The following is a 20260-nucleotide window of genomic DNA, read 5'->3' on the forward strand; positions in this document are numbered from 1 at the left end:
TTCATTCTAAACAATTTTTAGTACTTTTAAACGTTTTTATTTAATACAATTACAAAATTCAGAATTACAATGAGTTTCACTATTTCTTCAGATAAAAAGAAATCATTACTACTCACTACTGCGATATATGCGGTAATTATTTTATTGCTGTTTTTCATCCGTTTTTGGCCTCCTTATAATCCGGAAAACAATGCGGCATTAGCAGAAGGCGGTGGCGGCGGTGGTGTAACCGTAAATTTTGGCGACAGCGATTTGGGCTCAGGGGCTAATTATAAAAGCGAAGTTCTGGATGTAAAAAACAATGTAAAACAAGCACCTGCAAAAGCAACTCCAGAGGAAGAAGCTATTATTACTCAGGAAAATTCAACGGCAGATAATGATGTCGTGATTCCAACAAAGGAAAAACCTAAAAAACCTGTTCCGGTTGAAAAACCTGTACAAAAACCTGTTCCTGAAAAACCAAAAGTTTCAAACTCTACAAACGACGCACTGGCCAGTATCATGAAAGGATCTAACAAAGGCGGAGACGGCGATGATAAAGCAGCAGGAAACAAAGGAAAAGCTAACGGAAGTTTAGGTTCCAGCGGTTACTATGGATCCGGAGGATCTGGCGGAGGAACTGGAGGCGGTCATGGAACCGGAAATGGAATTGGTACAGGAAGCGGTTATGGAGCCGGAAGCGGCGGTGGTTCTGGAGGCGGATCAGGTTATTCTTTGGGAACCAGAAAAGCACTTTCTAAACCTGCACCAAAATATACTTGTAATGAAGAAGGGAAAGTTGTGGTTGAAATTACGGTTGACCAAAACGGGAAAACAATCAGCGCAACTCCAGGAATAAAAGGAACTACAAATACAGCAAGATGTTTGCTTGATCAGGCAAAATTAGCAGCAATGAATACCAAATGGGAATCTGACAGTGATGCTCCTGCAAAACAAGTCGGAAAAATTATTTATAATTTTAGTTTGGATTAAAAAACCACGGATTTCACGGATTTACACTAATCTGTTTTATAAAAAAGGCTTTCTGAGAAAATTTCAGAAAGCCTTTTTTATATCATTCATCTCATAATTCACTTCAACCGAAATGACAAGATTGTTTTTTTTTGCGTGAGGGATAGAAGCTGGCTGCCGAAGCAGCGCGGATAGCCCGACCCCAATAAAGAAAATGGGCGAATCAACGTTATGCTGATTGGCCCATTTTCTTTATTGGGGTCACGCCCTGATAATAATTTTTATTTCGGACTTGTAGCGATAACAAACTTCAAATTGTTCTTCACTCCTATCTGCAATACATCTACTAAATCCTGTACTTGCAAATTAAACGGAATTCTAACTACGACAGTCTGCGTTTTATCGGCACCAATTTTATTCATTAAAGTGGTTTCTAATTCTTCAAACGCAACAGGCTGTTTGTCGATATAGAATTGCTTGTCTTCTGTAACGGATAAACTTATTAATTGTTTATTCGTTTTTTCATTTGATTTGGCTTTTGGAAGCGTCATCTTAATAACATTAGGATTTGCAAGTGTTGAGATAATAAGAAAAAACAACAACAGGAAAAACATAATGTCACTTAAAGATGAAGTGGCTACTTCGGCGTGAAATCTTCTTTTTCTCTTAATTGACATACCTTATGATCTTTGAATTATGTTTACAAATTCTAATATCTGTTTCTGAATTTTTAAAGCAAAATCATCAATTTTTCCGTTCAATAAATGGTAGGCGCTATAAGCGATAATTCCCACGATAAGTCCGGAACCGGAACTGATCATTTTCTCGTATAAACCTCCTGAGATATTTCCGATACTGATATTTTCTGTAACCGAAATGCTGTAGAAAATCTTAATTACCCCCGAAATAGTTCCGATGAAACCAAGAGTTGGCGCAATACCGGCAATAAGTCCTAAGTGACCTAAACGTCTTTCCATTTCGCCAATTTCAATATCAGCGGCACGGTCCATGTTTGATTCGATTTCGGCAATTGGCCTTCCAATAACCAAAACACCTTCTTTTAAAATATTTCCAACAGCTGTATCATTTCTTTCTACAATCGTTCTTGCTAATTCAATGTTTCCTGCATGTAATTTATCCCCTACATCCTGCATTAATCTAGAGTCGATTCTTGAAGCTTTTTGGATATATAAATAACGCTCAAAAATTACATAAATCGTATAAAACAATAAAAGTGCGATTGGTATTAGGAAAAAACCTCCCTTTAAGATAAAGCCTAAAACAGAGATTTCGGTTTCTGGTGCAATTTTTTCGATCACCACGTTTGAGGCGTTTGCGATAGTATCAGCTTGTAATTGAATGTAGCTAAACATATTTTAATTCTGGTTTTTAATAATTAATTCTAAAAAATATTTCAATTTTGCAATAAAGATAATTTTCATTGTAATATTAAACTAAAAAAAACGAAAATTATTTCAATTACCAACTATTTTATCCAAATACAATGAACTATCAGGAAACAACAAACTGGATGTTTAATCAATTACCAATGTATCAGCTTCAGGGTGCTTCGGCATACAAAGAAGACCTGACAAACATCAAGTTACTGGCAGAGCATCTTGGTAATCCGGAGAAAAATTTACAAACCATTCACGTTGCGGGAACAAACGGAAAAGGCTCAACTTCGCATATGCTGGCTTCGGTTTTGCAGGAAGCAGGTTACAAAGTGGGCTTATACACTTCGCCGCACTTAAAAGATTTCAGGGAAAGAATTAAAATAAACGGCCAGGAAATCTCAGAAGACTTTGTTTGTGAGTTTGTCTCAAAACACAAAGATTTCTTTGAAGCCAATGATATGAGTTTCTTCGAAATGTCGGTTGGTTTGGCTTTTGATTATTTTGCAGCAGAGAAAACAGATATCGCCATTATTGAAGTTGGTTTGGGCGGGCGCTTAGACGCAACGAATATTATTACACCTTTGGTTTCGGTAATTACTAATATTGGTTTAGACCACACGCAGTTTTTAGGAAATACGCTTGAAGCTATTGCGGGCGAAAAAGCCGGAATTATTAAACCAAATGTTCCGGTTGTAATTGGTGAATATACTCTGGAAACGCAGCCGGTTTTTTTGGCTAAAGCCGAAGTAAACAAAGCGCCTATTTATTTTGCCTCTGATTTAATTTCAGAAGTTTTTCCATCAGACTTAATTGGCGATTATCAGTTTCATAATAAAAAGACGGTGCAGCAGACTATTAAAATCGTAAACGAAACAACTGATTTCAAAATTTCTGAAGAAAGTCTGAAATCAGGATTATTGAATACGGTTAAAAATACCGGTTTACAAGGAAGATGGCAGCAACTGGGAGAAAACCCAAAGATTGTCTGCGACACGGCGCACAACAAACACGGATTATCGGTTGTGATGAAGCAGCTTCAAAATGAAAAATTCGAAAAACTGCATATTGTTTTAGGTGTTGTAAACGATAAAGATTTAGATTCTATTCTGCCGCTTTTTCCAAAGGAAGCGCAATATTATTTCTGCAGTCCAAATTCTTCACGTGGTTTACCGACTGAAACATTACAAAACGCAGCAAAAAACTTCGATTTAATTGGAGAAAAATACGATTCGGTTGAAAGCGCTTTCGCAGAAGCCAAACAAAATGCTTCAAAAAGTGATTTTATCTATGTTGGCGGAAGTACTTTTGTTGTTGCCGAATTGCCTTTGAACTAACGAAATTTTAAATTGTCTGAAAAAGACTAAAAAAAATTATACTATAATAAATTCAATTACAAGGATATAGAAAAAACTTTAAAAAAACTTTAAATTTTTAGGCTATTTTGTTTGCAGAACTGAAAAAGTGACTTATATTTGCACTCGCAATCACAAACGATAGCAACCTAATAAAATAGGGCGATTAGCTCAGCTGGTTCAGAGCACCTCGTTTACACCGAGGGGGTCGGGGGTTCGAACCCCTCATCGCCCACCAAGAAACTCCTTAAGAAATTAAGGAGTTTTTTTATGCCTTTATTTTTTTCCATAACTTCTTGTATTAATCTAATAAACAATCAGGTTCAATAAACGCAAAGTTTTTGTCATTTCGACCGAAGGGAGAAATCACAAAAGCATCTCTAAAATGATTGGCGAATATATATGCGTCTCGAAGCTTAAGGATAGTTTGTTTTCTCTCTTTAATTCAAATGGCAAGATTGCGCAACTATCTTTATCTAGATTAATTTTTCTATATTTATTAAAATTTAGAGGATGAATACAATCATTAAAAAACTTAAAATCATAGTTTTTACTATTACATTAACAATATGCACAAATTCTTATAGCCAGAAAGATCAAATAAAAGTAAACCTCGATACTTTATTTCAAAAAGCACTTCAGTCAAAATCCTTTAACGGAAGTGTTTTAATTGCTAAAAAGGGTAAAATAGTCTACACAAAAGCTTTTGGAAAAGCTGATGCAAGTAACACCATACCATTAAATACAGATTATCGTTTTCATATCGGTTCAATTGCTAAAGAATTAAATGCGGTTGGAATCATGATGTTGAAAGAGCAGGGAAAATTAAACCTTGATGATCCTGTTTCTAAATTCCTGCCTGAACTTCCTTCTTGGGCCAATAAAATTAAAATTATCAATCTGCTTCAATATACAAGCGGACTGCCACAAATAAAGTGGAATGAAATCAATCAGGATTCAGATAATCTGGCACATCTGCAAAACACTTTGGCTCTTGATTTCGAACCAGGAACTAAGTATGATTACAATAATAACAATGTGTTTTTACAGCGACGCATTATTGAAAAAATCAGCAATATGAGTTTCAATTCATTTGTATTAACGAAAATATTGAAGCCTATCGGAATAAAAAATGCGGTTGTCGATCCTGATGAAAAAGAGCCGCTTTTTGCAAAATCTTTTAATGACAAAGGAAAGCAGGATGTTTTAAAATACAATATTTCGGGCTGGACGGCTTTCAACTTAAAGGATTTTTACAAATGGTCTGAAGCTATTAATTCCTTTAAAATTATTAATCAAGAATCGACACGTGAACTTTTCGAGCCTTTTTCTAAAGACAATCAAACCGGTCTTGGTGAAGGGACTATTGAAAACGGAAAAGTAACCAGCCATATACACGATGGAGCAGCTTTTAATTATCAGGCTTTATTAATAAGCAGCCCCAACTCTACTATTATTTTAATGACTAATAACAAGCAGAATAATTTAGAAGAAATTAGTAATTCGATAGAATCGATACTAAGTAATAAATCATTACAGTAGATATTCTTGCGGCCGTAAAACTTCTAATACCCATAATAATTTTTAACTATATTTGACGCTGATATTGATTTTGTTTGGCAGTTTTTTTGCTGATAAAAAAACAAATCATCAAACCCAAATCTTAAAAATGAAAACAAAACTAATAACTCTTTTATTTGTATTTGCTGTTATAAATACGTTTGGACAAGCACCAGCTGTATTAAAACCTACTAACACTAATAATAAAGCTTTACCGCCCAGCGAAATGGTGACTAATAAAGCGATAAGCGCACTTAAAAAAGTACCGTTAGACGAAGCATCAATTTTAATTTATGACTACGATGGTGCTCTTTTTTCATACGATTTAGAATCTGAACAAATTGGCTGGACTGTAAAAGCCACAGATTCTCATACTGAAATGTGTGCCAATAAAGTAACGATCTCTAATGGTGTTGTCTATGTTCCGTTTATAAATGGAGAAATTTATGCCGTAGACAACCAAAGCGGTGATGTGTTTTGGAAATCAAGATTAGGTACTATTAAAGATCAAATTGTTCTGAAAGATCAGGTTCCGGTTGTTAGTAATGGAAAGTTGTATATAACCGCTCAAAATCAAGACGGAAGCAGTAATCTTTATGCTCTTGACACAAAAGATGGCAGCCTGGCATGGACTTACAAGCTGGATACTCCAAATAATGATATTCCGGTACTTTTATTTAATAACAAAGTTTTTGCTCCAAGCGCATCTAACTTGTATAGTTTTGATGCTAATACAGGAAAAGTGCTTAACCAAAAAAACTTTGAGGAAGGCATGCACAGTAAACCTGTAACAGATGGTGAAAATGTATTTATAGCAAATGAAAAAAACGTACTTTTTGCCTTAACTCCTGATAAACTTGATGTTTTATGGCAGTTTAAATTAGATGAAAATCAATATAACATTAAGGAACGTATTTTCAGCAAAGACAAAAAATTATATTTTGCCGCACAAGGCGAAACCGTTTCTTCTATATATGCTGTAGATTCTAAAACAGGAACTCAGATTTGGAAAAGAAATTTTAATGATGATAATGTCGAATACATAACGGAGGACAGTGATAATATTTGGGGATATACTAAAAAAGGAAAACTTTTTCAGCTGGATATAGCAAATGGTGAAATTGCATTTGAAATAAAATTAACAACACAGCCTATTTCAAATATTGAATTTCCGGTTGATGATACTATATTCTATTATTGTGATGCGGGTTTAATTAAATTTGATTTAAACACCAAAGACGAAGACTTATACTATATGAGAACTTCTCTTAAAGACAATGTTTACAGCGCATATTTAAAAATAATCCGATAACGAAAAAGAACCAACCCCCCATAAATGAAAACAAAAATTACCACTATTTTAGTTGTCTTATTTTTTCTTAACAAGTTACACAGTCAATCGCAAATAAGTTTTGGAAGCACTGCTCCTGCTATTGACGTTAGTAATTCTTTATCCAAACAACCTTTAAATTTAGAAAACAAGTTTATAGTTCTTGATTTCTGGAATCCTGAATGTCTAAGCTGTTTAGATGATATGCCGCATTTAAATGAATTAGCGTCAAAATATAAATCAAACAAAAACTTAATATTCTTATCTGTAACCTACCGAAAGATTGATGACCTTAAAAATATTCTAAAAGTAATTCCTTTTGAAACTAACATCATAATAGACGAAACAGCTAAATCTTTTAAAGATTTTGGAAGAGTTCTAAAAGGAGATTACGGTGCTTCGATTGATTATGAAACTATATTAATCGACAACAAAGGAGTTATAAAATGGATTGGTTCTTTAAAAAATTTAGATGGACAGGCTATTGACAATCTTTTAAATAATAAATCAATATCAGCTGAAAAAAGCAGTGAAAATAGTTATACAGCAACCGACAATACTGATACTCCGGATACTAATCAGTTTTTAGGATATATCAATAGTAAATATGAGAAAGTAGATTATTTATTCACCTTAACAGGCGTTCAAAGAGCAGAAAAGTCTGTAAAGAAAATAATTTACAGACCTGATGATGGAATTTACGTTTCTGTAAATCAAAACTTAAAAAAACATATTTCAAATTTAACAGAGGTTAGTGAGCTTAAAATAATTACGCCTCAAAGCAGATTAGAGAATTTTAATATAATTTACAAAAACAGGTTAGATAAATTAAATACCACCGAAGAGTTAATTAAAAATGATGTAAAATTTAATTTACTTAGAACGCTAAACTTAAAGGAAACGTTGGAAAATAAAACTGCCGAAGTGTATGTTTTAAGTGTAGCAGATAAAAATAAATTAGAAAATGCTATTGATAATGGATTACCGAATAAGGTGAACGAAAATAAAAATTACTTTTTCTTCAACAATAGCAACACGAAATATCTTGCCGGCAAACTATCTGAAAAGTTTAATTTAATTATTGAAGATGAATCTAATTTAACTACCAATTTCAATTTTATTCTAAACAAAAATAATATTGAAGAAACGGCAAAGAATTTAGGCGCTTATGGTCTTCAATTAAAAAAACAAAACAAAGAAATTCAGTTTCATGTTTACAAATAACAATTTGACGCAAATCGTCAGGATTGCAAAAATCACTCAAAAACTCCTTAAGCAATTAAGGAGTTTTTTTTTATCTAAATGTAACAATTTAAGTAAATACTATATCAAAACACAAATTCTGCTATATCAATTATTATAATTTATAAAAAATCTTATAAAACTCCTAAACATGAATTTAACAGAATGGCTTTTTTTATTTTAATACTGCTTATTGTTCACGGAATTTCTACTTGGAAACTTTATAAAAAAGCCGGAAGAAAACCTTTTGAATCATTTATCCCGGTTTATAACTTAGTTATTTTAATGAAAATTATAAATCGTCCTCGCTGGTGGGTGATTTTGCTTTTTATTCCTATTATTAACCTTTTAATGATTCCTGTGGTTTGGATAGAAACTATAAGAAGTTTTGGAAAAAACTCCACACAGGACACCGTATTGGTTTTACTCACAGTAGGCTTCTATATTACTTTTTTAAATTACAGATCAGAAAACCTAACTTATATTGAAAACAGAGATTTACAGCCAAAAACAAAAACAGAAGATACCGTAAGTTCTCTTTTATTTGCGGTTATTATCGCGACATTGGTTCATACTTATGTTATACAGCCTTTTACGATTCCGTCTTCATCATTAGAAAAAACCCTGTTAATTGGAGATTTTTTATTTGTAAGCAAGCTTAATTATGGTGCAAGAACTCCTATGACTTCGATTGCTTTGCCTATGGTTCACGACTCTATTCCTCTTACCGGCGTAAAATCATATTTATTTAATGATGATATTAAGAAGAAAAATACCTCATGGTTAAACAAGCTTCAATTGCCTTACTTTAGATTTCCTGCCATAGAGAAAATTGAGAGAAATGAAATTGTAGTTTTTAATCAGCCCGCAGATACTTTGCGTGATATGGATAATTTTCATCCGGATCGAAACTATTACAAGCCAATTGACAAAAAAACAAATCTGGTAAAACGATGTGTCGGGATGCCGGGAGATACTCTCGAGATTCGCGATGGAGATATTTATATTGATGGTAAAATATCTAAATTGCCCGGAAGTGCAAAAGCGCAATATAATTTCCTTATAGATACGCAAGGCCAGGCTATCAGTCAGGATGCTCTTGTAAATACCTATGGCGCCAGAGAAGGCTTAAAGTATAACGATGGAAATTTTGCATTGACAGATAAAGGACAATACTTTTTGACTTTAACAGATGAAGAAGCTAAATTAATGACTTATAATCCAGTCGTAAAAAGCGTTACAAAACATTTAGCACCAAAAGGACAAAATGAAGATGTTTTTCCTCATGTTCCTTCTTTGGGATGGAATATCGATAATTATGGCCCAATTTATATTCCGAAAAAAGGGCAGACTATAAAACTGGATTTAAAAACACTTCCGTTTTATAAACGGATTATAGAGGAATACGAACATAATACTCTTAAAGTTCATGGTAATGAGATTGTAATAAACGGAAAAATAAGCCCTGCGTATACTTTTAAACAAGATTATTACTGGATGATGGGAGACAATCGTCAAAATTCTTTGGATGCTAGATTTTGGGGATATGTTCCTTTTGATCACGTTATAGGTAAACCTGTATTTATTTGGTTTAGCTGGAATAAAGACGGCAAAGGCATTAACAAGGTAAGATGGAATCGTGTTTTTTCTGTGGTTAACGGAAATAGCGAGCCTAAATCTTATTTAGTACATTTTCTAATATTTATTGCTCTTTGCTATGCAGCAGATAAAATAATCAAGAAAAAGAAGAAAGCATAAGTATATTTATAGGATTTAAAAGCTCCAAAATCGCACGACTTTGGAGCTCTTGTTTTGTTATTTATTATTCTCTCAATTTTTTCTCAAAACGAATATAAGAGAATATTCCTTCTACCCTATTTTATTGATTTAATAAGCGTTTCAAGTGTTTCTTTTTTTTGATTTATTACAATCAATTGGCTTTTGTCGTCCAAAAGAATTTTGTATGCAAAATCCTTGTCGGCTTTAAACTGCCATTTGTTTAATTCTTTAAATTTACTTTTCAGCAATTTTAATTTTTGAGGATTATTTTTAGAAATGATGACCATTTTTGTTAATGGTGTTTCTTTCATCTTTTCAATACTGCCGTCCGTAATCTCAGAATCATATTGCGTTCTGGAACGATAACGAAACATTCTGCCTATTGCAGTAAAATCATTTTCATTTTCTGAGAGTACATATCTATACGTCATGATATTATCGAGCTCATTTATCCAATTCGGAAAATTCTCTTCATAAAGCCTGATGTAATTATCAATAAAATTTTTATCAATTGGTTTCTTCTGCTCAATGTATTCTTTAACCAAAGGATAAATTTGCTTAGCCATAAGATTTATGTATTTTCTATTGTACCAATCGTAAGTATCTGTTTTACCATCTAATTGTTCATAAACATAACCATTTCCCAGATCTGTTGCCAAAACTTCATTCATTAACTGATAAGCATAATTACTGGAATTCGATTTGTTTTCCTTAAAATAAGTGTCAATTGCTGTTTTTACTTCCAGCGATTGTTCATCATAAATAATGTGATAAATTTCGTGCATCATAACACTAAACAAGTCCTTGTATGATTTTAGATCTGTTTGTATGGCGCTTATCGCATTATTGCAAAATGCCTGCGCTGTAAACCCTTTGGAATTAGGCAGCGGATAAAAAGCAATTTCAAAAGGAATTGCATTATCCCAGCTGGAATTGTAAAACAGTAATCCGGTATTAAAGAAGTTTTCTATATGATGTTCATTAGAATACTTTGTAATTTCTTCCAGTTGCTTTTCAAATTTTTCTTTGTTCGGATTATAAATCAGTTCGTTGTAAATTGGCGTAAATTCTGAAATACTTTCGGCTAAATCAATCAACGTTTTACTTGGAATAATACCCACAGAACGATTTTTGAAACTTATTAAATCAGTCGTCTCAATTAGATTTTTTTTCAAAACATCTTCCGTCTGCATTGTTTTTTTTGAGCCATAAGGAAACTCATCAAATCTGCAGCTGTAGTCCAAAACTAATTTATCAAATTTTGAGATTACGATTTTGTATTTATCTGTATTATATTTTGACTTTTCAAATTCGGTTTTAAAAACATTATCGGGATAATTTTCAGAGAGATGCTGCAAAAAAATAAAAACAGCTAATTGTTCAGAATACTTAATTTTAAAAGTTGTTTTTTGTGCAAATGCAAAAACTGTCAAAAATAAAAATGCGAGTAAAAATCTATTTTTCATTATGGCTTGTTAAATTTATAGTTCAATAGTTTTCAATTTCCTTCTGCTTTCGTATATATTTTCAACTTCGATAAAAAGAACAGCATTTATGAAAATAAAAGCAATAGCGTACCAAAAATTATAATAAAAACTTAACCAAGAAGAGGCTCCAAAAGAATGAGCTATTAAAACAAAAAGAGAAAAAATCTTCAGTTTTTTATTTGATAAATAATACCCTATTATTCCAATTAACACAAGCCAAAGTGCACAAATTACAAATAATCCAGAAGTGTGATTGGCCATCATAAAAGCGCCAATAGGATTTCCTTCGTTTGCTTTACTTAAATTGCCTTTCCAATATTCATTAGATTGATTGATAATGGTAATCGTTTCATCAAACAGGCAGGCCCAATAGGCTGGAATTAACAAAATCAATTTAGAATTCAGAAATTTTTCTTTCATTAAAATGGTAGTTTTTGGCTGTTTTTCTACTTTTTTTATCTAATAATAAAAAGTATTTATTTTGCTAATATATAAGAAATATCTATACTAAAATTTAATGCAAAAAACTTATCCCTCAACCAAACAAATCTCAAAAGTAGTTTTGCCCTCTTCTGTTTTAAATGAAATATAGCCGCCATGCGCTTCGATTATGTTTTTAGAAAGTGTTAAACCAATTCCGGCACCTTCATTTCGGGTGGTAAAAAATGGCAGGAAAATTTTGTTTTCAATTTCTTTTTCAACTCCGTTTCCGGTGTCGGTGATTTTAATATAAGTCCTGTTTTCTTTGGCTTCCGCCGAAATTAAAATCTGTTTCTGGCCGCTATTTTTTAAGGCATTAATCGAGTTCGTCAAAAGGTTAATAATAACCTGCTCCGTTTGCTGCGGATCGACATTTATAGAACTTTTCAAAGAAACAGCGTTTATAACTTCGATTTCATCTTTTTTAAACAACGGATTCATAATTTGAAGACAATTTTCAACTAAATTCTTTAGGGCTGTTTTTTCTTTTTTAGGAGACGGAAGCATCGCCAGTTTTCGATAACCTTCTACAAATTTCTGCAAATGATCACTTCGTCTTAACATAGTTTCAACGCTGTTTTTAATGTCTTCCAAATCTTCCGAAGAAAGCGAATCCTGCTCAACTAAATCCTGGAGATTCTGGCAGATAGAACGAATTGGCGTTATCGAGTTTAAAAGCTCATGAGAAATCACTTTCATCAAATTTACCCAGGCATCTTTTTCTTTCTTTTCGACCACATTTTGAATAGAATCCAGTAAAACGATAAAATAATCGCGTTCAAAAATCTCGGTTCTTGATGCCTGCAGAACAAAAGTCTGTTTGTTTTGTTCGTTTATACTTATTTCTACAGCTGTTTTTATTTCGTGAAAATCATCGGCTTCGATAATTTCGCAAAGCGATGGCAGTTGATTTTTAAGGTATTTCCATTTCGAGACTTTGGGCACATTAAAATGATTCGAAAAATAATCGTTCATTAAAAAAATATCCCAATTTATATCTTGTTTTTGCAAAATGATAATTCCGGTTTCGATGTTATTTAAAATAGAACGGTAAATAATATCTTTTGAAATCTGTTCGTTTTGTCTGTTCTTTAAAGTATCATACAATTGAAACAAATCATCATAACTTTTATTGACTTTGTGTTTTGTAAAATCTGATGTAAAATCATTCTGCAAAATCGAAGCAATGGTTTTATCGTAAAGCAAAACAAAATTCCGAACATAAAAATACATTTCGCGAATGAGCAGAAAAACAATAAAAAGGCCAAATACACCCGTAAAAATCAGTCCGACTCTAAAAAAATAAATCGAAATTTCTATCGCCGCAACAATGGCAAGTAATCGAAAAAAAAGCAGTTTATAAGTTTGAAGTGATTTAAACATACTAATTCATGTTGATATTATATTTCTCTAAACGACGATACAAAGAACCTCTGGACAAGCCCAGTTCTTCGGCTGTTTTACTGATATTGTTATTGTGCTTAAGAAGCGCTTTTTCGATAGCCGCTTTTTCTACGGACGAAAGCTGAATATCATCCGGGTTTTCATCATAAGGCGTTATGGTTTGCAAATCCAGATCTGAAACCGTGATTTTATTATTTTCGCAAAGAATAACGGCGCGTTCAATTTTATTTTCCATTTCGCGGATGTTTCCGTTCCAGGCGTGTTTTTCAATTTGTTCCAATACTTTTTTGTCAAATGTAATTTCGCTTCTTCCGTATTTTTCCATCATTTTTTCCAGAAGATATTCGGCAAGCGGAATTTTATCTTCGTTTCGTTCGCGCAATGGAGGCAGCACAATTTCCATTGTATTAATACGATAATACAAATCTTCCCTGAAATTTTTATCGGCAACTTCCAGTTTTAAATTCAAATTGGTTGCCGTAATAATTCGCACATTTAAAGGTCTTGCTTTTGTTTCGCCCAATCTTGTTACGGTTTTGGTTTGAATGACCTGCAATAATTTAGATTGCAGATGCAGCGGAACGTTTCCTATTTCATCTAAAAAAATAGTTCCGTTCTGCGCCATTTCAAAACGTCCTGGCGTATCCATTTTAGCATCGGTAAAAGCGCCTTTTGCATAGCCAAACAATTCACTTTCGAAAATATTCGAATTCAAAGAACCTAAATCAACGGCAATAAACGGATTGTTTTTTCTTTCGGACTGCTTGTAAATATGATGTGCCAAAACAAATTTTCCGGTTCCGTTTTCTCCCAAAATCAAAACATTGGCATCGGTTTTTGCTACTTTATCCGCCAGCGAATAGGCCTTTTTTATAATTTCAGAAGTTCCGGCAAAAAAATCATTTTCGACTTCAATTTCTTTGTCCTTTTTTTGTTCCTTACGAGATTTGTCTACAGCTTGTTTTACAGATTCTAAAAGTTTCTTGTTTTCCCACGGTTTCAGGATATAATCAAAAGCCCCTGATTTCAGTCCTTCAACGGCAGTTTCTACTTTTCCAAAAGCCGTCATTAAAATCACAACCGTTTTTGGCGAAAGCGTTTTTATTTCTTTCAGTAAATACAAACCTTCTCTTCCGTCTTCAAAACCTATACGGTAATTCATGTCGAGCAAAACGACATCAATCTTTTTTCCCGACAATAATTCGACAATATTTTTGGGATTATTTAGGGTGTAAATCTCTTCAAAATACTTTTTTAAGTAGACTTTCGACGCAAAAAGAATGTCTTCCTGATCGTCGATGATTAATATCGAGGCGTTTGTTTTTTTCATTTTTGTTCAGTTTTGGACGAAAGCTGTCCACTTTTGGACACTTTCAATTGTATTCAAAAAATAAAAATGTAAAAATAAGGCAGTTACATGTTTTAAATTTTTGGCACGAAAATCACATTATGACTATCAAATCATCAAATATGAGAATCATTATTGCTCGTAAAAGTAACAAAAATTGATATCTAACAACTATATTGTCAAATATCTTAATTTCGATGCGTTTCTATTACTTCGGCAATAAAATTTATTAAAAACATCAATCTAAAAACAAACAATTATGATCAACATTAACAAGCTTTCCAAAATTTTTAGAACCGAAGAAGTCGAAACTAAAGCTTTAAGCGAAATTTCATTAACCATAAACGAAGGCGATTTTGTATCGATCATGGGGCCGTCAGGAAGTGGAAAATCAACTTTATTAAATATCATTGGATTATTAGACAGTGCTTCCGGTGGAAGTTATAAATTATTAGGACAAGAAATGGTTGGCCTGAAAGAGAAATTAAAATCAAAAGCCAGAAAAGAAAACATCGGATTCATTTTTCAGAATTTTAATCTAATTGATGAGTTGTCGGTTTATGATAATATAGAATTACCGTTGATTTACAATAATGTTCCGCTATCGCAAAGAAAGAAAAAAGTAGACGATATTGCCTCTATATTAGGCATTTCTCATCGTTTAAAGCATTTTCCGCAACAGCTTTCAGGAGGACAGCAGCAACGTGTAGCCGTTGCAAGAGCTTTAATTAATGATCCAAAAATTATCCTTGCCGATGAGCCTACAGGAAATCTGGACAGTAAAAATGGTAATGAAGTAATGGAATTATTGACGGATCTTCATGCCAGCGGTTCTACAATTTTAATGGTTACGCACTCTGATTATGACGCTTCATTTTCGCAGAAAACAATTTTAATGAAAGACGGAATTATTCTTTCAGAAAAATTAAATCACAAAAATGTAGACGTTTTAGTAACTGCAAAAAATTAAATCATGCTAAAAAACTGGATCAATATATTTATATACCACATCAAAAATAACAAGCTTTTTACGGCCTTGAATGTTTTGGGTTTGAGTATTGGAATCGCAGGTTTAATTTTTGCGATTCTATATTGGAATGAGGAACATAGTTACGACCAATGGAATCCTAATAAAGAAAATATCTTTTTGGTTGCTAACCAAATGGACGCAACTACTTATTGGGGTTCAAGTTCGGCACCAATAGGAGCTGCCATAAAAGAGGTAAGTCCTGAAGTAGAATCTTATTGTTATTTAAGTGGTGATTACGACAATGATATCATTCGTTTTAATAACAAAAAAGTGCAGTCAGATAAAATAATTTTGGCGCAAAAAAACTTCTTTGAGTATTTCCCTTATCCATTTATAGAGGGAAGTTCAAAAACCGCCTTACCAGATGTAAACAGTATTTGTTTATCTAAGGATTTAGCCATTCAGATTTTTGGAAACGAAACCGCTTTGGGCAAACAAATTGTACTGAAAGGTAAAAACCTAATCGTAAGAGGTGTTTATAAACTCGATAAAAAATCAGCTTATAATCCGTCATGTGTGGTTAATTTTATGGATGAGCAATTAAATCAAAACATCCAATCCTGGGGGAATTTTCAATTTGTTCTGCTATTAAAACTGAAAAATCCGGATGGACAAAAATCAGTAACTCAAAATCTTCAAAAAATGTATTTTGAGAATATGACCGCTCGTTATGCAAAACTTCAAGGTATTACAGCGAAAGAATTTATTAAGAAATACGGAGAAGTAAAACCCTGTTTAGAGTCATTATCGTCTATACGTTTGCATACAAAAACTGGTGGTCTGGCAGAATCAAAAGGTAATTTTCAATTTCTGGTAATCATGGTTGGATTATCTGTTTTAATTCTAATCTTATCAATTGTAAATTATGTTAACTCGGCTACGGCAAATGCTGTAAAAAGAGCCAAAGAAGTTGGAGTTCGCAAAATTATCGGCGCTTCAAAATCAGCTATAATTAAACAGTATATTTTCGAAACCGCTGTAATTTCATTACTTTCTATTTTAATATCGCTTGTTATTGTAGAACTTTCCCTTCCTTTTTATAATGCTTTTTTAGAAAAAACACTTGTATTGCAAAGCAGTCAGTTCTACTTACAACTTGCGGTTATATTTATTGCAACCGTAATATTAGCAGGCATATTTCCCGCAGTGTATGTTTCTAATTTTGAATCGCTAAAAGTATTGAAAGGAAATTTTGGAAGAAGCAAAAACGGTGTTTGGCTTAGAAACGGCATGCTGATTTTTCAATTTGCTGTGGCATCTTTCTTCATTATTGGATCGTATATTGTATATGAGCAAATCGATCTTATGAATTCTAAAGATTTGGGCTTTAGCGGCAAACAGATTCTTAATATTTCATATCGAAATACTTACGGTGAAGGAATAACCCATAAAGATCGTTTTGAACGATACACTATTATTAAAAACCAATTACAACATATACAAGGGGTGCAGCAAGTTGCTGGAGGAGGATTTGTTTTTGGAAGCGGAGCAAAATCTGTAATTTCCTATCATTATAAAGATCAAAATATTGACGGCAGTAATATGCCAATCGATTTTGGACTGCTGGAAATGATGAAAATAAAAATTACAAAAGGACGTTTTTTGAATCCTAAATTTGCCCAGGATACCATTTCTTCAATGTTAATTAATGAAACAGCTCTAAAATTGTTAAATGAAAAAGATCCAATAGGAAAAAAAATAAACTGGAACGGACAAGATGCTATTATCGTTGGAATAGTAAAAGATTTTAATGTAGGAAACCCAGGAGAACCAATACCTCCGATGTCTTTTTTCCATTTTAAAACGGTACCTTGGTTTACATCAAATTTGAACAATTTTTATGTCACAGCCGATCCTAAAACCATGCAGCAGACTATTGCTGGCATCGAAAACCTTTGGACCAAAAAAGTAGATCCGGATTATCCTTTTATATATGATTTTGTAGATAAAGAATATAAAAGATCGTACAGCAGCTATGTAAAACAAAAAAATCTCTTCTCTTTATTGAATATTGTAGTCATTGTAATTGCACTTTTCGGACTCTTTGCTTTGGCTTCTTATTCTATCGAAAGACGCATGAAAGAAATTGCAATTCGAAAAACCCTGGGAGCCGAGACGAACATTTTGTTGAAAGAACTTTGCAAACAATATATCGTATTCAGTGTAGTTGGATTTCTGACAGCCTTATTTCCCGCCTATTTTTTATTAGACAAATGGCTGGAGAATTTTGCTTATAGAATCACGATTTCTATCTATCCATTTTTAATTGGGTTTACTGCTTTACTAACCTTAACCCTATTAGTGGTGCTTACCAGAGCTTATCAGGCAACAAAAGTTGATGTTTTGAAATACCTAAAATATGAATAGACATACAAAATTTGATGTCCGTAACTAACCAACCACAAAAACCATGATACTAAACTATATTAATACCTTTATTTACCAGTTAAAGCACAATAAACTTTTTTCATCATTAAATATTTTAGGGTTATCAGTAGGAATTGCAGGGCTTATTTTTGCCCTGCTTTACTGGAACGACGAGCAAAATTATAATGTCTGGAATCCTGAAAAAGAAAAAGTATATCAGGTTTTGGTTCAGCTAACTGATATGCCGGCGTGGTCAGATTGTGCCTTATTCCTGAAACCGACTTTAGACGAAGATCCTAATATTGAAACCATAATGTATGCTGATTCCTGGTATCAAAAGGATAAAATTATCTACAAAGGAAAAAAGGAATTTGTAGATAAAATCGTCAATGTCGAACAAAATTTCTTTTCTTTTTTTCCTTTCGAAATTATTCAGGGTGATGCAATTTCAGCTATAAAAGATGATTCCAGCGTTGCGATTTCTGATGTTACGGCTGAAAGGTTTTTTGGAAATGAAAACCCCATTGGAAAACAAATAAAATGTTTTAACCAAATGTTTTCTGTACGTGCCGTATATCATATTCCCGGAAATTCTTCAATTGCTCCAAATGTGATTATCAATAAAATGGAGGAACTGACAACTTCAGGAAAGACAAATCCGTTTATTTTAAAATTATTGCTAAAGGTAAAAGACCCGTCAAAAATTGATGTGACAAGACAAAAACTCGAAAGAATTTACAACCACGATTTTATTACAAGACTTTCCAAAGAAGCCGGTTTTACACCCAAAGAAATGGCTAAAAAAGTAGGTTATTTTAGAGTTATTCTTGAACCTTTATCAAAAGCCAGATTACATTCCATAGCAGATGGTTATCCTGAAGCGCGGGGAAATTATCAGTTTTTAATGATCATGATGGGTTTGTCGCTTTTGATTCTCATTTTGTCGATTGTTAATTACATCAATCTCGCCACTGCTAGTGCCGTAAAGCGGGCGAAAGAAGTTGGAGTTCGTAAAATATCCGGTGCCTCAAAAGGCGATATTGTTAGTCAGTTTCTTTTTGAAACGGTTTTAACGACGAGTTTTTCTATTTTACTGGCTTTAGTAATTGTAGAACTGACTTTGCCGTATTACAACAATTTTTTAAACAAAAACATTGTACTTTTGGCCAGTCAGTTTTACATACAATTGATATTGATTTTTATAATTACAATTTTGACAGCAGGATTATTTCCGGCCATTTATATATCCAATTTCAAAACTTTTAAAGTTTTGAAAGGAAATTTCGACAGAAGCAAGAACGGAATTTGGCTTCGTAACGGAATGCTTATTTTTCAGTTTGCCATTGCAGCATTTTTTATAATTGGTTCTCATATGGTGTATCAGCAAATTAAATATCTGCAAAATAAAGATCTAGGTTTTAAAGGCGATCAGGTTCTTACAATTCCATTAAATATTCCTTTGACAGAATATACATCCGAAAATGCAGAACAAACTATTTATGCTAAATACAATACTTTAAAACAAGAATTGAGCAAAATTAAAGGTGTTGAACAAATTTCAACCGGACTTATTTCTTTTGATGGATCTGATAATTCTATTTCTCCAGTGCTGTATAATGATGAACTTTTTAAAGAAAGAACTATCGCTTTAGACTTTGGTTTACTTGAAATGCTGAACATTAAAATGAAAGAAGGCAGAAATTTCGATAGAAAATTAGCTTCGGATACTGTTAATTCGGTTATAATAAATGAAAGTGCTTTAAATTTAATGAAGCTTAAAAATCCTATTGGGAAAGAACTTCTGATACGCGAGCGAAAATTAAAAATCATTGGTATTGTTAAAGATTTCAATTTACTGAGCCCTGAATTAAAAGTGCCTCCAATTGCCTTCTATCATATTAAAACCTTTAGCATGGCGCACAACATCAACAAGGTTTACATAAAAGTAAAATCTGACAATCTGGAAACTACGATTAAAAGTATTGAAAAATTATGGTTAAAAGTGGATACCGAATATCCTTTTAAATACGATTTTGTAGACAAAGAATATGCGAGAACTTATGAATCTTATACTAAGCAAAAAAACTTATTTTCGCTGCTTAACATTGTAGTAATTCTAATCGCTTTGTTTGGTTTATTTGCGCTGGCATCATTTTCAATACAAAGACGTATGAAAGAGATTGCAATTAGAAAAACACTGGGTGCCGAAACGAATACTTTGCTGAAAGAATTATCGAAACAATATATTTTATATTGTATAATTGGGTTTCTAATTGCTTTGTTTCCGGTTTATTATCTATTAACAAAATGGCTTGAAAACTTTGCACTTAGAATTGAGATAAGTTTCTATCCATTTATTCTTGGGTTTGCAATTTTATTGTTTCTAACTTTAATAATTGTATTATCAAGAGCCTATACAGCCACTAAAACAGACGTTTTAAAATATTTAAAGTATGAGTAAAAACTCTTATAAAAATTTTAAATGGAAATATTAATTCAGCTGTAAACCTAAAAAAGACTCCAATATGGAGTC

Annotated in this window: 15 protein-coding genes and 1 tRNA gene; 10 read left to right on the forward strand and 6 right to left on the reverse strand. The window is 32.7% G+C overall.

The window, feature by feature from the left end; translation table 11 throughout:
- The first annotated feature begins 69 nt into the window (after positions 1–69).
- A complete protein-coding gene (locus tag BKM63_RS03625) occupies positions 70–972 on the forward strand; it encodes an energy transducer TonB (RefSeq protein ID WP_071635280.1) in 903 nt (300 codons plus the stop codon).
- 260 nt (positions 973–1232) lie between these two features.
- On the opposite strand, the gene BKM63_RS03630 is transcribed toward BKM63_RS03625, so the two are convergent.
- Together BKM63_RS03630 and BKM63_RS03635 are read right to left on the reverse strand one after the other, a co-directional pair.
- Positions 1233–1628: an ExbD/TolR family protein gene (locus tag BKM63_RS03630; protein ID WP_071635281.1), complete on the reverse strand. Its 396-nt coding sequence runs from the start codon at positions 1626–1628 to the stop codon at positions 1233–1235.
- Between the two features lie 3 nt (positions 1629–1631).
- Complete coding sequence (locus BKM63_RS03635) at positions 1632–2324, reverse strand: MotA/TolQ/ExbB proton channel family protein (protein WP_071635282.1); 693 nt, start codon at positions 2322–2324, stop codon at positions 1632–1634.
- Between the two features lie 131 nt (positions 2325–2455).
- On the opposite strand from BKM63_RS03635, the gene BKM63_RS03640 reads away from it, so the two are divergent.
- The 6 genes from BKM63_RS03640 (at position 2456) to lepB (ending at position 9590) form a co-directional block, all read left to right on the forward strand.
- A complete protein-coding gene (locus BKM63_RS03640) occupies positions 2456–3682 on the forward strand; it encodes a bifunctional folylpolyglutamate synthase/dihydrofolate synthase (protein ID WP_071635283.1) in 1227 nt (408 codons plus the stop codon).
- A 178-nt stretch (positions 3683–3860) separates the two neighbouring features.
- A tRNA-Val gene (locus tag BKM63_RS03645) sits at positions 3861–3938 on the forward strand.
- Positions 3939–4213: 275 nt separating this feature from the next.
- On the forward strand, positions 4214–5242 hold the full coding sequence (locus tag BKM63_RS03650) for a serine hydrolase domain-containing protein (protein WP_071635284.1): 1029 nt from the start codon (positions 4214–4216) through the stop codon (positions 5240–5242).
- Positions 5243–5369: 127 nt separating this feature from the next.
- A complete protein-coding gene (locus tag BKM63_RS03655) occupies positions 5370–6572 on the forward strand; it encodes a PQQ-binding-like beta-propeller repeat protein (RefSeq protein WP_071635574.1) in 1203 nt (400 codons plus the stop codon).
- Positions 6573–6596: 24 nt separating this feature from the next.
- Positions 6597–7814 carry a TlpA family protein disulfide reductase gene (locus BKM63_RS03660; RefSeq protein WP_071635285.1) on the forward strand — a complete coding sequence of 406 codons (1218 nt, stop codon included), beginning with the start codon at positions 6597–6599 and terminating at the stop codon, positions 7812–7814.
- A 183-nt stretch (positions 7815–7997) separates the two neighbouring features.
- Positions 7998–9590: a signal peptidase I gene (lepB, locus tag BKM63_RS03665; RefSeq protein WP_071635286.1), complete on the forward strand. Its 1593-nt coding sequence runs from the start codon at positions 7998–8000 to the stop codon at positions 9588–9590.
- Positions 9591–9706: 116 nt separating this feature from the next.
- Here lepB and BKM63_RS03670 read toward each other — a convergent pair whose 3' ends face one another.
- From BKM63_RS03670 to BKM63_RS03685, 4 genes are all read right to left on the reverse strand, one after another.
- Positions 9707–11077 carry a hypothetical protein gene (locus BKM63_RS03670; protein ID WP_071635287.1) on the reverse strand — a complete coding sequence of 457 codons (1371 nt, stop codon included), beginning with the start codon at positions 11075–11077 and terminating at the stop codon, positions 9707–9709.
- Positions 11078–11092: 15 nt separating this feature from the next.
- Positions 11093–11518 (reverse strand): hypothetical protein, encoded by a 426-nt coding sequence (locus tag BKM63_RS03675; protein WP_071635288.1) that lies wholly within the window; start codon positions 11516–11518, stop codon positions 11093–11095.
- A 108-nt stretch (positions 11519–11626) separates the two neighbouring features.
- Entirely contained in the window at positions 11627–12961 is a 1335-nt protein-coding gene (locus BKM63_RS03680; protein WP_071635289.1) for a sensor histidine kinase, read from the reverse strand.
- A 1-nt stretch (position 12962) separates the two neighbouring features.
- Entirely contained in the window at positions 12963–14312 is a 1350-nt protein-coding gene (locus tag BKM63_RS03685) for a sigma-54-dependent transcriptional regulator (RefSeq protein ID WP_071635290.1), read from the reverse strand.
- A gap of 277 nt (positions 14313–14589) precedes the next feature.
- Between BKM63_RS03685 and BKM63_RS03690 the strand changes: the two genes are divergently transcribed.
- Genes BKM63_RS03690 through BKM63_RS03700 form a run of 3 tightly spaced genes read left to right on the forward strand, consistent with a single transcriptional unit; the run spans position 14590 to position 20188 of the window.
- Complete coding sequence (locus BKM63_RS03690; RefSeq protein WP_083572176.1) at positions 14590–15300, forward strand: ABC transporter ATP-binding protein; 711 nt, start codon at positions 14590–14592, stop codon at positions 15298–15300.
- A 3-nt stretch (positions 15301–15303) separates the two neighbouring features.
- The gene (locus BKM63_RS03695) at positions 15304–17727 is read left to right on the forward strand and encodes an ABC transporter permease (RefSeq protein ID WP_071635292.1); all 2424 of its coding nucleotides are present in this window, start codon (positions 15304–15306) and stop codon (positions 17725–17727) included.
- Between the two features lie 43 nt (positions 17728–17770).
- On the forward strand, positions 17771–20188 hold the full coding sequence (locus BKM63_RS03700; RefSeq protein WP_071635293.1) for an ABC transporter permease: 2418 nt from the start codon (positions 17771–17773) through the stop codon (positions 20186–20188).
- Positions 20189–20260 lie beyond the last annotated feature (72 nt).

Source organism: Flavobacterium johnsoniae (assembly GCF_001879205.1).
Taxonomy (GTDB): Bacteria; Bacteroidota; Bacteroidia; order Flavobacteriales; family Flavobacteriaceae; genus Flavobacterium; species Flavobacterium johnsoniae_A.